This window comes from uncultured Limosilactobacillus sp. (assembly GCF_934202235.1).
In the GTDB taxonomy this organism is placed as follows: domain Bacteria; phylum Bacillota; class Bacilli; order Lactobacillales; family Lactobacillaceae; genus Limosilactobacillus.
The window spans coordinates 1-15874 of sequence record NZ_CAKPXS010000041.1; the positions used below are offsets into that span (position 1 = coordinate 1).

Genomic DNA, 15874 nt, shown 5'->3' on the forward strand with positions numbered 1-15874 from the left:
CATATGGACAATAATATACGGTTTGCTCATTGCTTGTATCCTCCTTCATTTGTTATTTTCATGATAGAATATTTGAATCGCTATGCAAAATGCTTATTATAAATGGTAATAAATTCGTAAAAAGCATAATCACTGAATTGAATGCAGACATTCCCCGCTTTTTGGACGTATAAACCTTTAAGTTTAGATTCATTGGATCGCCCCTAATTTTAGTCTGGCCATTCCTTGATGATTCCTTGGAGTAGCGGTTGGATCTGGTCACGGTTGCTCTTGAGATAAGTACCGTATATTTCCATCCAGTTATGTGGATCAGCAATTTTAACAGCTTGACGATTATCGTTATCAAAGCGTTTCATGGAAGCCCTGCTTGCTTGGGTAAAATTAGAAAAGAAGAAGGGGAAACTAGAATAACGGCTGATTTGACTCATTGCGTTGAGATCTTCCTGGTAAAGAAAATTAGCATCCGGAATGGAATTTTCCACCACATGTCGTCATGGCCCAATATCCTGGACTACTAAGAAGTTAAGGCCAGCTAAGTCAGTGAAGGAAAGCTGTTTTCTTTGCGCCAATGGATGAAACTTATCAATCCCCACGATAATACGTTCTATTCCGAGATATAGCGATTCGACATCCTTGTTTTCAAGTTCATGATTAGTGAAGATGGGCTTTTCTTTACGCGTTCGTAATTCATTTAGGACATTATCGGGGGTAATTAATTTGCGGGTAAAACTGATCCTGCCAGGTAACTCATCGATAAGTTCTTCCGTAAACATTAAGGGATCAGTAAGCACTGAAGCAATGGTAACTTCGTGCTTAAGGTGGTCATAGTTGAGAACTGTTTCAGTAAGGTTGTCAGCTACTTTTGGCAGCATAACCGCTTCTTGCGCTGCTAAGGCGCCGGTATCGTTCAAAATAATATGATTACTGACTTACCGATTAAAAAGGGTTACCCCTAGTTTCCGTTCAAGTTTCTTCATCTTTCGGTTCACTGTCGGCTGGGTGATCATTAGGTGCTCAGCTGCAACACTTAATGTACCGTATTTCTGAAAGGCAACCAATTATTCTAATAGTTCTAAGTCAAGCATCAAGCCACTTCCTTTTCTACTATTCCCTAACTGTATAGCAGCGTACCAAAGTGGTAATTTTCTTTCCTCTATCTTCAACCTATACTAGGAATCGTTAAGAGATGACATAAAAGAGTTTGACAACGAGAGGAGAAATTAATTATGCAATAGGCAGATTGCAATAATAACTCGAACAAATTTTAGCAACGAAAGTTACGTCAAAAGACCTCAATCGGTACTCGCCAATTGAGACATTTAAGTGGTCGCAAATTGAGATACCAATTGATTTGGACTAGCTCATCACCACTAATTTCCTCTATCCGTTTACCCTTAGGAATAAATCAGCATATAACACGATTGCGATTCTTATTGTGCCTCGTTCGTGCGAAGAATATGCATGGGCGAAGTAAACAGTGACATCAGTTGTATCTTCAATCGTCTGGTATTCTGCGAATTTCTTGCCATGGTCAACAGTTAACGTTTTTAGCTTTCCTTGGAGTTGCTTAGCTAACTCAAGAATGGCCAGCTTCATTGATTGGCTATCTTGTCCGGTAAGACGTTTAACAACCGTGAAGCGACTTTGCCGTTCAACGAACGTAGCGACGACTTGTCCTTTGCGCTTACCAGAAAGTACTGTATCCGCCTCAAAATGGCCGAAAGTCCTCCGATTATTCACCTCTGATGGCCGTTCTTCAATCGGACGCCCATGACTAAAGGTGCCACGAGTTTCTTTAGCTCGTTTCCGCCGGACCCCTTGGTCCGGCAAGTCAGTTAATTGGATATCAAGCAGTCCTTGATCAATCCAGTTATAGATTGACTTGTGGGCAATTCCGACTACATGAGCAACCTGTTCCGCTGACCACTTTTGAACCTTAATCCGTTCTTCGATAAAAAATTTTAATTTGCTGGTTAGCGAGACTTTGCGTCCTCGTTGAGCGACTTTACGCTGATAATCCTCCTGTGCCAGTTGCGCCTGGTAGTCAGTCTTCAAGCGATGAATCTCATTGAAGATTGTGGTCGTACTAAATCCGAGATAGCTAGCAATGTAGCGTAGAGAACGATTCTCATGGTGTAGAGTTTCAATGACAACTCGATCGTGAAATGATAGGATAGTGGTGCCCATAAAGGTCCTTCTTTCGTGGTTTAGTTTGGCGACACCATTAAAGACCTTTATGGGTTTTTCTGTCCACTCAAATGTTCAACTTAAATTTTACAATCTGCCAAATGAAAAAGATGAATTGTAGTTCCGTCGAATTACAATTCATCTACAGGTTAGTATGTTTTGTTTGGCGATGACGGGTAACGGAAAACAATGCAATTGCTAATTATTTTTATTAAAATATAGGGGAATTAAGGAGGAACACCAGACCACTCCCAACAGCAACTGCACCAAAATACCGACTTCTGGGAATATACTGCAGCACGACTAAAAGCCGCGACCGAATTTCGCGGCGTTTCGTTTATTTCATCTATCAGTTTTATTGAGAAATACTTATTGCCGCGCTATTCACGGGTGACACTCATTCTCGGGTTGAGCGACAACGGCAAAGATTCCTTTGGCAGACGCCTTAACCAGTTAAGAGAGCGTAACGCTTTTGTCAATTACGGTTACCAGAATCCGACGAGTACTTTTACGAAGCGAATTTTAGATGGTAGTTTGCAATTCTTTTTTACCAAAAAGAACCTGATCCATACTAAATTATACCTGTTAACTGGCGCGAAAACTTACTTAGCTTATACTGGGTCGATGAACCTCACAGAGGCGGCCCTACACCATAATTTGGAACAGCTGATCTGCGACTATGGTTTTCAAACTGACCGTCTTTATGATTGCTATCAGCAACTATTTGCGGATAATTTAAAAAACGCAGCCGAATACCTGGATGCGAAGAAGATGGCTGGCTTTATGAAAGCCAAAAATACTGAGCAGTTACAGGTAAACGTTTTTCATGATTCGACAGAGATGATTAGTAATGTTAATGATCCGCAAAAAGATAAAATTGTTATTACCCCAGCGGAGGTAAAGGCATTTCGAGAAAAATATGCTAGTGACCAGGCACTGAAATCATTGTCAGCTAGCGATAAAGTTAGCGTCGCTCAAACAGTCAAGATTTTTGGTAACGGGAGTCATAAGCGGCGTAAACTAGCGGGAATTGGCCAAGAACTTTATAGTCTAACCCAACTGATTCAGCATGCTGACCACCCCAAGGTTAACCAGGAAAAGATTCAAAAAGAGGAGGACTTATTTCCCAAACCAGTGCTGTTCTACCGCGATGATCGGTTTTTTTCATCACCTCGAATTAAGTATCACCTGAATGCCCAGCCGATTCAGTCCAACTTAGCTGGTGAGGATTTAAAACGGCAGTTGCAGCTTTTCTGTGACATTGCCCATGAATACGATACATATAAAGAAGTTAGCGAGGGCTGGCAGGCGTGCGATTTCATGTGCTTCCTTTTTGAAACGCCATGGTTGTGGAAGGTCCGTAAAATGTACGAATTATCCAAGAGTAGTAAGTCGCGTGAAGACGTTCCGTTAGGCGTCGCTCTCATCGGCCAGGGACGAACGGGCAAATCGACGCTTGGTAAGCGTTTAGCAGCTCAGCTGACGGGCAGGTGGGGTCTTTGACAAAAGGAATTATCAGTTTGCCAACGCTAACATCAACATGACGATCACCAAGGTCCTCAAGGATTATATGTATAGTCAGGGTCCAGTCAGCCCAATGATGATTGACGATGTCAGTCCTGACCTGACCACCAGGCCATACTTTGAACGTTTCATCAAGGACATCACCAACAACCGCAGCCTGACTCACCCGTTGCCTTCTTTTATCTTCACGATGAACCGTCAAGAGGGCGATACGAAGTCGCAGTTTTCCATCAAACCAGAGATTACCAGGCGACTTTGGTACCTGAGCTTTGAATCCACCTTCGCCGGGTCAACAGCCGAACGTGAAGCCACGCTCAACGACTTGTTGAACCGAGCTGATGACCAGCTTTACTGCTTCTGTCAGGTGGAGTTAGCCAAGTTTTTTGCCAATTTTTCTGTGGAAGACGAGCAGCAGGTAGAAAAGGATTTTCTCTTCCCCATTAAAAGTGTGCTGAAAAACGCACTGGATCAGTTTGGAATGTTTGACCAAGTGGCACCGTACTTTCAGGATAACTATGACTATTCAATTTTTATGGGCAGAAATGACTGGACAATGTTGGTCAACCAGGCAACCATTGGCACCGACATTACATTTGTCAAACAAGATGGTCAATTGATGGCCCAAGTCAACAAGTAGCTCTTCAATAAGGTGTCAGACCGGACGAGCCGTAACAACGGTTCAATGATGATGAACCGATATTTCCACTACTTACCACGGAAATATCATATTAGTTATCAGTACACCAGCACCGGCTTTATTGTTAACGTGACGAACTTTGACAAGTGGTTGAATAGTGATACGCTTCTTCAGCGTTACTAGACCAGTCAGGATGCCCGTCAGGAACAGGAATTGGACAACCAGGCTAAGTTAACAGAGGCGATTACCAAACTGACGGCAGCAACCGCCGAACGCCACCTTCACCGAGGGATTTTCGGCTGGTTTAAACGCTAACGGATTGTTTTAATTAGTAGCTGTAGTACACTAATTAAGGATCAAAAGGGGGAAGCGATTATGGCATCCGGCTTTATTTTGGCAAACCAGCGGGGAATCGCTGTTTCGATGGACACAATGGAAGCAAGTGCTAATGGTGAAGAATATCGGGGGATCAACCGGCTATTCCCGTTAGGCGGTCAACACAAAGTCGTGGCCGTTTCGACGGGAATGGATAAGTTTATGAACATCCCCGTAGAATTGCTTATTCAGCAATTTGCTAATTCCTTAGGGACACAACCACTGGACCAGTTAGTTGACTATTCGACTTCCTTCGTTGAATTTCTTAATAGCAAACAGAGTGGGTTGGGAGAAGACTGGTATTTACGTGATAATGTTCGGTTGATACTGGGCAACTTGTTTAACTATTTTATGCAGTTACAGCGGGCTAATCGTGAGGAGCAGCCATTTGAAGTAGTCATTAACCAGGCGGTTGAGAAGGTTTGTCAGCGCTGGCAACTGGGCCAGCAGAACCGGCAGATTTCAGAATTGGATCGCCAGCACTTTATTGAACAGTACCAGGGGCCCATTGCGACTATTATTAATAACTGGGTGAAAGAGTCTGCTAGTTACGGCAAAAACACTAATGGTGGAATCTTTGCCAAGCAGTTGCTGATGCCCAGCCAGGAGTCTGCCCAGGGCCAAAGAAGTGTCTTTTCAAGCATTTATCCACGCCTATTTGAGGCTATTCGCAACGTTTTAACAACTGATATTCGGCAAAATTATGCTTCTATTTACCTTGTCGGATTCGGTGGACGTGAAGCCTTTGGCAGCTGCCAGTTTATTAACCTTTATGGTTTTTTAGGAGAATTATTGGCCAAAAACGGTCCGGTTGACCAAATTAATCAGGATCATAACCAGTTGATTAAAGCCGTTTCAACCTATACTCGTCAATCAGTCGGTGCCGAGTTGCTACAACAAGGGATGGCTGAGGTATCATTTCAACAAATTGAACGGATTATTGCTGACAATGGAATGCAGTTAGCTGACCAACAACGGGTACTAAACACTGTCCGCCAGGCAATGGACAACCACACTGCTGGCATTCGACAAACGATTGTTAATCTTAGTCCAGCTGAATTAGCACAAATGTCAAGAACAATGGTAGAGGCAAATAGTTTTGTCTCACGTTACTCATTCCGTAACGCCGGCGTGGGTGGCGATATTGAAACGGTGACGATTACTTTTCAAGATGGTCCAGTGTGGGTTTATCGACAGGGCGCATCCAAAAAGCGGGAGGAGTGAAGCGATGACTGCAGAAATCGGAATTGGTAACCAAGCAGGAATTGTGCTCGCAGCCGATAGTGCTGTTAGCGAGACTGATTATACTGGTCAGGTACAAGCAATCTATGATTCCGCCCAAAAATTATATACTCTGGATTGGCAACACTATGTTGGCCTGATGATGTATGGTAACGCTTCGTTTGAAGGAACTCCCTGGAGCGTGTTGTTTCAACACTACCGACAACAAGTTGGTAGCCAACGTTTGTCTCACCTTAGCGACTATCAAACATCTTTTCTCCATTACTTGGCTAGTGAGCCGTTAGTGAACTTACCAGTTACTGACCAACGCTCAACAGTGAACCGGGTGGTCTCATCATTAACCTATACGCTTTGTCAAGATTTCCAGTATCAAGACCGTAATAGTGATGAGGTCGCCTTATTTGTTAAACAGAGTTTAACGAATTCTGCCAAGAGCTACGCAAAGGCGGCTAATTACCAACTGGCTACTAGTGAGTATTCTGAGCAACAGTTTGTGACTGATTATCAGCAGTTGCTATTGGCAGTTGACCCCTCTCATCCCGCCCGGGAAGGGTTGGTTGTCAAAATGATGAAAGAGCAGGCTCAACAGGTTGGCTTGAAATTGAATGGTGATAACAACTATCACGATCTCTTTGATAAACAGGTGTGTGAGCTGTGGCTGCATGCTATTTATATGATAATTTTTGCCGGTCTCAGTACAGGACAGTGGAAAGGCAACGGCGAATCTGGGATTGTGATTGCTGGCTATGGGCAAGATGATGACTGGCCAGTAGTTGAACAACTTCATTTGTATGGTAATGTTGGCGTTCATCCTGTGTTTAAACGTGAACAAATTGACCAGATCGGCCAGCTCAACCAGGTAGGGTCGCCAATTAGGAATCTTTTTCTGCCATTTGCCCAAACTGACGTGGCGAATACACTCCGTTTTGGCATCAGTGATGATATTTATGGGTTGCTGACGGATACGGTCATGAATAAGACGGACCTGCCAGTAGACGTGAAGAAGCAAACTGATCAGCAACTGACAGAACACTTTTATAACACCTACGGGGCACCGTTCGAATCAGAAATTTCCATGTTAAACATTCCTGAACTAGCAGATATTGCCGAAACGATGATCAAGGTCACAAGTTTCGAACGGCAGTACAACGGGGACCACTTTGCAACTGTTGGTGGCCCCATTGATGTTTTAGCGATTACCCCTAATGATGGTCCAGTGTGGATTCAAAAGAAACGGTATTTTAATCCGAATAGCAGGGAAAACCTTGGTTGGCAGCTACGATTACAGCATGGAATGTAGGAGGCATGATGGATGGTAGAGAAGAACGTCATCACTAACCAGCAAGATTTCGAAGACGCTTTTGCTCAGGGGAGTGGAGAGATTAACTTGGCTCCTGGTTTTTATAAAGTACCCCATCCCGATTCGGCAAAGGCCATTTATACTTTTAGTGGCAGTATTAAAGGAATAGACAATGATAATAAAGACGCAGCTGTCTATCTCATTGGCGAGTTGGGGACGGAAGACTCCCTCAGCCTTAAAAACTTAACGATGGTTAATAACCAGCAAATTAATCTGAGTGTTTTAAAGGGGGCAACAGCTACTGTCGATCATGTTATCTTTATTAGGGATTTAGATTCAGCAACTCCGGCCTTAGAGCAAACTGCTATCGGTTGCGCCCCAGATTCTCAATTATTCTTGAACTCCTCAGAAATCTATTACCGGTATTTTGGTGGGGTTATTAAGTTGACTGATAATGTTTCGGCCGTTATTAAGAACAGTCGCCTAATGGTCTTAAACCTGCCTGAAGCTAGTTATGGTAATCTGGTACTAAACCAGGTCGCAGTTGGTGAATTTTGCGTGAATGGTAAATGGAACATTGTCAGTCATGATCTTCACTTATACACCCATGAAGATGGTAATTACCTTCGTTATCCTGAAGGAAATGACCAGCAAGGGGAGTTTTCTGATAAGCAGTGTCTTTTTTACTTGCAAAATTCACGGCTGTTGGCAGATCAGCTGCAATTCCCCTCAGACTTACCTGCCAAGCTTGTTCCAGTGGTAGCTCACCATTCACAATTGTTTGGTTCAGTGGTGAAAACAAAACTGACTTATCGTCCCTGGATCGAGGCGTTAGATAGTCAGGTCTCAGTGCAAAATTGTTCAGTGACAGGTCAAGAGGCGCAAGAGGACAATTACACAACGGAAAGGTCAGGTTCGTCATCATCCCAGTCAACGTCATCCCCACATGATGATCACGCGGCATTGAAAAAACTTAAGCAGCTGATTGGTTTATCCCGGGTCAAAGAACAAGTTAATACCTTCATTCAAATGGCCTTAATGAATAAGCGACGGAAAGAGCGGGGAATGAAAACCGTAGCGAGCTCCTTTCATTCGTTGTTTGAAGGCAATCCGGGAACCGGTAAGACGACGGTTGCTCGTCTCGTTGGCAAGATTATGTTTGAAGAAGGGATTTTACCGACTGCCAAGTATGTCGAAGTGGATCGGACTCAACTCGTAGCGGGTTACGTCGGGCAGACTGCCAAGCAGACCCACAAGGTCCTTGAAGAGGCTACCGGGGGGATGTTATTTATTGATGAAGCATACGACCTGGTACACGGTAGTGATGATACCTTTGGCCGTGAAGCACTCGATACAATTATGAAGTACATGGAAGACCATCGTGAAGAGTTAATGATCATTTTTGCCGGCTATACTGCAGATATGAAAAAACTTTTGCAACAGAATCCAGGAATGGCTTCACGAGTTCCCAATGTTTTCACATTTGAGGACTATAGCGCTGATGAAATTGTGGCTATTGGGCGTTTACAGTTACAACAACAGCAAATGCACTTCGATTCCCCGCGAACAGAGAAGCTCTACGACCAGTTGGTAAGTGAACAATATCAAAGCAGTAACGATCACAGTAACGGTCGTTGGATTAGGAACCGTAATGACCAGTTACTCCGTCAAATAGCGGTGGCTACCGGGCAAAATACGGACCACCCGCTAGATGAGGTCTGGGCGGATGATATCCAACGAGCCTTTGGCAGCCAGGGAAACAATGGTGTTAATGGTCAGCAAGAAAGTAGTTCGCTCTCCCAGGGAATGGCTTCGGAGAATTTGAAACGGGATACCTTATTTGGTAATAGTTCAACGTTACCATTGTTAAATGGTGATGAATTAAAATAATTAAAAATCAGTCTTGGTAATTGGTTTACCAACGCTGATTTTTTATTTTACCAACAATCTGTCATGTTGTTTGATTCACTATCAAGATAGGTATTATGTTAAATAATAGCATAATTAAGCTGGTTTAAGGAGAAATTTACCAAATGGTCTAATTTATATTTGCTGAATACTCGAAAACGATTATCAATAGCGATATTAACAATTGGTCTAGGTTGACGACCGTTGTCGATCGCCATGGTGGGGGTAAGCCATTACTTATTGATAAAATAATTAACTATACCAATACTAAGTTTTTACTTAAAAATAAATAAACACCCATTTAAATGCTTAGGTATATTTATACATACCCATTTGGTATCAACCCTGCTAATTGTAAGAAATCGCTTTGACTTATTAAACAACAACCCTTATACTACGGTTGCTGGCTTAATTAAATGATAAAACATTGGTTACTCAGCCAGCGTTAACACTTAATATCTATGAATATCAAGGAATAACAATACGGGAATAATGGTTATTCTAAACGAATTCATTTATGAATTATAGAGTAGACCGATTGGCAAGGACGTTTAAGGAGTCCACTGAGGTGAATTTTAAAAATGCGGAAACCGTTAATAGTTGCGAATTGGAAAATGAACAAGAACGTGGATGAAGCGTTAGCTTTTCTCAACGACGTTCTTAGCGAACTGCCCGCTGACGATAAAGAAGAAGTCGCCATTGCCCCACAAGCTTTTGCTATTTACCCAATGATGAAGGTGGTTCGTCAGACGCCGTTGCAAATTATTGGACAAAACGCTGCCAGTAAGTGTAATGGTGCGTATACCGGCGAAATTAGTGTTCGTGATCTGGCGGCACTAGGTGTCAATTACGTTATGTTGGGGCATGCCGAACGTCGGGAAATCTTTAAAGAGTCGAACCAAACCATCAACCAGAAAATTCTGACGGCCCTCCGGGAAGGAGTAAAGCCAATTGTTTGTACAAATGGCAAACGGAAACTAATTGGCCGGCACAATCATTGTTATAGTATTTTTAGCCAGTTGGATAACGTTTTGACAGGGGTACCCGTTGAGCAAGTAGCAAATATCGTCTTTTCTTTTGAACCAACGGAGGCTATTGGGGCTGGCAAGCACGCTGACTTGGACACAGCTAAACACGGCTGTCGTCTTCTCAGACGAGAAATCAGTCAGCGATATGGAAGACAGATTGCCGAGAATGTTCGCATTCTTTATGGCGGCAGCGTTAACCCGGATAATATTCGGTTGTTAATGGCGGCACCGGATATTGATGGTGTCTTGATTGGCCGCGCAAGCCTGGATGCTGACAATTTTATTCGGATGATGAACTATCAGCGAACCGTGCTAGCACGTGTAATGTAGCGAGCTTAATAAGCGTTATGTCGTTAAGTGAAAGTGATGGAGGAACAAATAATGGCTAAGTTAGTAAATGGTAATGATCTTTTTGCAGATGCTCGGGCAAATCACTACGCGATCGGGGCCTACAACATTAACAACCTGGAATGGACTCGCGCAATTCTGAAGGGGGCCCAGGAAACTCAAACACCAGTATTAGTTCAAGTTTCGATGGGTGCGTCGCGGTACATGGGTGGCTATCAGTTTGTTAAGGATATGGTTGAAGACCAGATTGACGCGTTGGGAGTTAATGTTCCGGTCATTCTCCACTTGGACCACGGTGACTACGAAGCAGCTTTGGAGTGTATTAAGTTGGGCTACCCGTCAGTTATGTTTGATGGTCATAAGTTGCCGACTGAAGAGAATTATCAGAAGACAAGAGAAATTGTCCAATTAGCTCATGCCCGAAATATTTCCGTTGAAGCAGAAATCGGCAAGATTGGTGAAAATCGTGATGCCACTAGTGGCGAACTTGCCTCTGTTGAGGATGCCATTCGCTTTGCTCAACTTGGTGTAGACAAATTAGCTTGCGGAATCGGGAACATTCACGGAATTTATCCTGCGGACTGGAAGGGACTAAATTTTAAGCGGTTAGAGCAGATTGCACATGCTATCAGCATCCCCCTGGTTCTGCATGGTGGATCGGGGATCCCTCGTAATCAGGTGGAAAAAGCAATTGCCCTGGGAATTAGCAAGGTCAACATCAATACTGAATTTCAGCTTGCTTTCCAGCAAGCTACCCGTCGCTATATCGAAGAAGGACGTGACTTGGATAAAGCCCATAAAGGTTATGACCCTCGCAAGCTGTTGCTGCCAGGGACAGAAGCGATTACTTCGTCGATGAAGGAAATGATCTCGTGGCTGAAGACGCCATCAATCGATGACATTGTGTCAGCAAAAGTTGCTATTAGCTAAGAGAAGCGGAAAGGATAAGAAATGGCTAGTACCATTTATTTGATTCGCCATGGGCAAACATATTTCAACTGTTTTGCGCGACTGCAGGGCTGGTCAGATACCCCGTTAACTTAACAGGGTGAGGAGGATGCGGCAAAGATTGGTCGGATACTATCAGAGTTAAAAGTTGACCATCTTTTTGCCAGTGATATGAAACGTGCCATCGATACCGCCAAAATTATGATGGCACAAAACCGTCATACACCAAATAAAGGACCCGTTGTCAACCAACTGTTTCGTGAGGTCTTCTACGGTTCTTTTGAGGGACATAGTAACGAGGAGGGTGCGATCTGGGCAAGCCACCTTGGACACAAACGCTTCCGGCGAATTGGCCAACTGGTAGCGGAGTTTGGTGTGGAAAAATCACACGACCTGCTGAAGCAAGCAGATCCCGCGCATTTAGCGGAGGGAAGCCAGGAATTAAATAAGCGAGTCGCTGCGATTCTTCAATTTTTAGAACAGTTAGGCGAGCAAAAAACAGTGGTGGTGGCAACCCACGGATCCATTATTCAGTACTTGGCAAGCCGCATCGACGGCCATCATACCTACCCCAACCTTGATAATGGAGCAATGATGAAACTGGTTATTGATGCGGGAATACCGCGGATTGCCGACTACAATACCAAACAGTTATAAAGAATGAAAAGGGGCTGTGACATCAACCCCTTTAGCTATACTAAAAGTTAACAGGCGGCACAACAAAGGCCCATTAGCCGAATGCTAGGGGCCTTTGTTTGTTGGGGCGGCAGATCGCCTCGGTCTGAGTCGTGACGACGATCCGCGTTAGGCGTTCAGCAACCCAATCGTGACGATGTCTGTTTCACGGTTTGTGACGCTCCCTTGTCACTATTAACAAAGTGGTATAATAAGTATATGTATATCTAGCTGGAGGGTTCAATAAGATGGCAGACCAGAAAAAACGGTCAAAGAAAGAACAACGTCGTCAAAAAGCAAAACAAGTTGGCGATACTATCAGGCGAATTAACGTCATTCATAATCAGCAAAGCACCCGGATGTCGATTACTGAATTGTTTGATAGCGAAAAATACAGTCAACTGGTGGGGGTCTGCGGCGACCTCTCTGCCGATTTTATTAACCGTTACCTAGCTGATTTTGTCAAAATCGAACTGGTGATGGGTTCTCAACAGCTCGCTGAAAATTACAGTGCCGCTGAATTATCGACCAAGGTGGCCCTGGTGGAAGCGATGCGGACAATTGGTGACAAGAAGCCGACGCGTCTTTTTCAGGAACTTAGTGGTCAATTGCAACTGGCTGCACTGGGAAATATCTTATCGATTGAAATGGCGCCAACGCAGGTTATTCATTCGCGTTTCTACTTGCTAAGTAACCAAGAGAGCCATCAGCAGCGGGTCATCATTACTTCAGCTAACTTAACTAAGCAGGCCTTTACGGATGCCCAAAACCGTTTTGAAGAAGTGCTGGTTTTTGATGACAGTCCATTGTTTGACAGCATGATGGTCCACTTTAAAACGGATATTCGGCCAGTGGTTGTGCCGTACTTTTCTGAAAGCCTCCTGCGGGCAGCTTCTCACCAGTTGAGTGAAAGCCACAAAAAAGGGGAAGGGAGTAACGTTGTCATCCTCGATAATGATTCGGCTGACGCAATTGCTGAAGATACGCTGACTAGCGTTTTGACAACTGATATCCCACAACAAATCGAGCGTCACATTGTTAGCGCCAATTACCCGCGTTTTATGCGGGACGCGACAATAAATCGGACTGCTGATAAGGAACAGATGCGTCGGCAAATTCAACAGGATGATGTTCTTCTAACCTTGCAGAAGGAGTCGGTTTCGCCACGGGCGGCCCACCCGAAGATTAAGGCCAAGCAGCAAATTATGAATAATGTGCACCAGGCAATGCAATCACCGTTAACGCCGGAAGAGCAGGCGGTTGAGAAAAAATATACGACTTATCTCTATGATCGCCCAATGGAACGGAACCTGGCCCGGCACACTACTGGCTTATTTACTCCTAGCCAGACGGGTAACTTCCCGTTGCCGTTTGGAAAGAAGGCTAGTCAATCCACCATTAAAGAGGGATTGCAAGCAATTGACAATATCATGAAAGGATACCAGCAATTCGTTGTTGACTATACTCCTGACTATGGCAAACGTTTCTTTGAGGCGATCTTGTATAGCTTTACCGCTCCTTTCTTATGGGAGATCCGTCAAAAAACGAGTTTGAATGCTGAAGACGGTAACGATGTGCCCAACTTCCTGATTTTAGGAGCAACTGCGGGTTCCGGGAAGTCCACCTTACTGCGGATGATCAACCAGTTGACTTGGAATACGGACAAGTCATTGATCGACTTTGGGACGATTTATTCGTCAAACGTTGCACAACGGAAGGCCAAAACGGTTCAAGCCCTAGAAAATTACATGAAACAGGGCAGTTGTTACCCAGTTTTAGTTGATGAAATTGAGCCCTACTTCTTCCAACAGCCACAGTATAGCCGTCACCTGGTCGTTGATACCATGAATGAAGTGGTTAATCACCCACGAGCGATCGCGCCACTCATTGGAACGACTAACTACAACTCTGGTTTTACGATGGTTCGGGAAACAGCCCGACGGACTTACTATCTGCAGATCGATAAGATTATTGACGATAGTAAGAAAGGGGAGGCTAATAAGTATATCTTTAATGTCAGAAAGACGCTTAATAATGCCTTGTTCCAGGACTTTGTGGTTCGGATGGCAAACTTGCTAGAAGATGACCAGACCGCTTGGCGGATTTTTAATGAAGCGACTGGACGGCTCGACTTCTTAGCAAACAGTCGGTTAATTTTTAAGGATTACTACCGCGAAGCAGGACTGGATTTGCCCGATTACTTTGCTGATGCAATTTGTGATGACTTTCGGGAGACGGCGCGGAGTAAGTGGGCTAAACTGTACATTACCCAGCCTGATGATTTTGTCTATCGCAAAGAAAAGCAGAGCTTACTGTTTGACATGGCCAAACTAAGTAGTTTCAATGGGTTTGGTGGCGAGAACAGTATGGAAGAGTACCGAAATGCCTTGCCAGTTGAAATCTGTGTGGATGGTGTTACCGGGAAAACAGGTAAATTTGCGGAAATTAAAGCACCCGCGTTTTTCCGCTGGATTGGTGAAGAAAACCCTTATGCTGTTAGCGCCGAACAATCGTCAAGTGACGACCATCAACAAGGCAATGACGGCAAGCCAAAAAAGCACCGTGGCTTCTTTGCCCGGCTGTTTGGATAGAAAAAGCAGAGCGATGTAGGTTGATCGCTCTGCTTTTGTTATTAATCTTTAATGATTGTGGTCGTCTTTGTCGATGCGAACTGGTTCGACTTGCCACTGACGTGTTAACCACTGCCAATTAATTTGACGTTGGCGAAGGAAATTGTCAGTTCGTTTAGCCCACCGGCGCTTCCAGACCAGTAGTTGTTCAACTGTTTGCTGGTACCAACGTTGGCGATGCAGCCAGTTTTCAAAACGTGAGGAGGCCTTCGTTAGTGACCAGGCTGCGCCAAAGAAAAATGGTACTTGCGGGATGATTGGTAACAATAAACCAATGATACCGCAAATAAACAACAACAGCGCTAAGATTAGCCAGAAGACTTTATGAAAGAGTACCATTTTCTTCACCACCTTTCGCTCAATTATCACTATTATATCAGCAAGTATCAGGGGAAGACAACTATTAGCCTAACCAGCTGGCTAATTATCTCGTTGTCGCGATATAATGAAAGCAAGAATAAAAGAGGCCAGAAGAATGAAAAAAGTGGGAAAGTACGCAATACGAGTGATCGCTGTCATTGTTGGTTTGTTGTTATGTGGGCAGTTAGCCATGATTAGTGGCAGCCCAGCGAAAAAGGTTGATCAGTTCGCGGCTGGTGTTCGAACATCCAATGTTCCCACGCTATTAATTCCGGGATGGGGCGGTGGCACCCCCAGTTATCACCGTCTGATTATGACCTACCAACGACAAAAAATTGCCCAAAAAGTCATGACTATCTGGGTGTTCCCCAACGGCAAATGCTTTGTGCGGGGTCACTTGGCCACTAATTGCCCTAACCAGCTCATTCAGCTATTATATGTGTGGAATTATACCCCAACCTATAATCCCCAGACAAAGCAGTTAACGGCTGTCTTAACCATGCTGCACAAACGATACCATGTTAATGAGCTGAACGTGATTGCCCATTCTTATGGCGGGAGCGAGTGGGCTAACGCCGTCCTCCGTTCCTCACGCCTTCAACAAGAGATCAAGTATCAGCGGGTTATTTTACTTGGCGTGCCGCTTGACGAAAGTTTTGGCACCAAAACGCGGTTTGGCTTGCATCTCTTACACAAGAGTACTGACCGTAAC

The 15874-nt window shown here is 44.2% G+C and carries 14 protein-coding genes and 2 pseudogenes; 11 read left to right on the top strand and 5 right to left on the bottom strand.

What is annotated here, in order from left to right; all coding sequences use genetic code 11:
* Positions 1 to 209: 209 nt before the first annotated feature.
* The 4 genes and pseudogenes from Q0E49_RS06425 to Q0E49_RS06440 form a co-directional block, all read right to left on the bottom strand.
* Positions 210 to 356: a hypothetical protein gene (locus tag Q0E49_RS06425; protein WP_295747212.1), complete on the bottom strand. Its 147-nt coding sequence runs from the start codon at positions 354 to 356 to the stop codon at positions 210 to 212.
* 135 nt (positions 357 to 491) lie between these two features.
* A complete protein-coding gene (locus tag Q0E49_RS06430; RefSeq protein ID WP_295747214.1) occupies positions 492 to 911 on the bottom strand; it encodes a hypothetical protein in 420 nt (139 codons plus the stop codon).
* 18 nt (positions 912 to 929) lie between these two features.
* A complete protein-coding gene (locus Q0E49_RS06435; protein ID WP_295747216.1) occupies positions 930 to 1058 on the bottom strand; it encodes a LysR family transcriptional regulator in 129 nt (42 codons plus the stop codon).
* A gap of 224 nt (positions 1059 to 1282) precedes the next feature.
* Positions 1283 to 2187, bottom strand: a pseudogene (locus Q0E49_RS06440) (IS30 family transposase).
* A gap of 372 nt (positions 2188 to 2559) precedes the next feature.
* Here Q0E49_RS06440 and Q0E49_RS06445 point away from each other — a divergent pair.
* The 10 genes and pseudogenes from Q0E49_RS06445 to Q0E49_RS06490 all read left to right on the top strand — a co-directional run bounded on the left by Q0E49_RS06445 (position 2560) and on the right by Q0E49_RS06490 (position 14763).
* Positions 2560 to 3690, top strand: coding sequence for a phospholipase D family protein (locus Q0E49_RS06445; RefSeq protein WP_295747218.1), 1131 nt, complete (start codon positions 2560 to 2562; stop codon positions 3688 to 3690).
* 37 nt (positions 3691 to 3727) lie between these two features.
* The gene (locus Q0E49_RS06450; RefSeq protein ID WP_295747220.1) at positions 3728 to 4348 is read left to right on the top strand and encodes a hypothetical protein; all 621 of its coding nucleotides are present in this window, start codon (positions 3728 to 3730) and stop codon (positions 4346 to 4348) included.
* Positions 4349 to 4360: 12 nt separating this feature from the next.
* Complete coding sequence (locus tag Q0E49_RS06455) at positions 4361 to 4531, top strand: hypothetical protein (protein WP_295747222.1); 171 nt, start codon at positions 4361 to 4363, stop codon at positions 4529 to 4531.
* A gap of 192 nt (positions 4532 to 4723) precedes the next feature.
* Complete coding sequence (locus Q0E49_RS06460) at positions 4724 to 5947, top strand: hypothetical protein (RefSeq protein WP_295747224.1); 1224 nt, start codon at positions 4724 to 4726, stop codon at positions 5945 to 5947.
* A gap of 4 nt (positions 5948 to 5951) precedes the next feature.
* A complete protein-coding gene (locus Q0E49_RS06465) occupies positions 5952 to 7265 on the top strand; it encodes a hypothetical protein (protein ID WP_295747226.1) in 1314 nt (437 codons plus the stop codon).
* 12 nt (positions 7266 to 7277) lie between these two features.
* Positions 7278 to 9155, top strand: coding sequence for an AAA family ATPase (locus tag Q0E49_RS06470; protein ID WP_295747228.1), 1878 nt, complete (start codon positions 7278 to 7280; stop codon positions 9153 to 9155).
* Between the two features lie 599 nt (positions 9156 to 9754).
* Positions 9755 to 10531 (top strand): triose-phosphate isomerase, encoded by a 777-nt coding sequence (gene tpiA / locus Q0E49_RS06475; protein ID WP_295747230.1) that lies wholly within the window; start codon positions 9755 to 9757, stop codon positions 10529 to 10531.
* 51 nt (positions 10532 to 10582) lie between these two features.
* Positions 10583 to 11479, top strand: coding sequence for a class II fructose-bisphosphate aldolase (locus Q0E49_RS06480; RefSeq protein WP_295747232.1), 897 nt, complete (start codon positions 10583 to 10585; stop codon positions 11477 to 11479).
* Between the two features lie 21 nt (positions 11480 to 11500).
* Positions 11501 to 12154, top strand: a pseudogene (locus Q0E49_RS06485) (histidine phosphatase family protein).
* A 377-nt stretch (positions 12155 to 12531) separates the two neighbouring features.
* Positions 12532 to 14763: an ATP-binding protein gene (locus tag Q0E49_RS06490; RefSeq protein ID WP_295747238.1), complete on the top strand. Its 2232-nt coding sequence runs from the start codon at positions 12532 to 12534 to the stop codon at positions 14761 to 14763.
* 48 nt (positions 14764 to 14811) lie between these two features.
* On the opposite strand, the gene Q0E49_RS06495 is transcribed toward Q0E49_RS06490, so the two are convergent.
* Entirely contained in the window at positions 14812 to 15141 is a 330-nt protein-coding gene (locus Q0E49_RS06495) for a DUF454 family protein (protein ID WP_295747234.1), read from the bottom strand.
* A 136-nt stretch (positions 15142 to 15277) separates the two neighbouring features.
* Here Q0E49_RS06495 and Q0E49_RS06500 point away from each other — a divergent pair.
* The coding region (locus Q0E49_RS06500) for an alpha/beta hydrolase (protein ID WP_295747236.1) at positions 15278 to 15874 on the top strand (597 nt) is incomplete at its 3' end.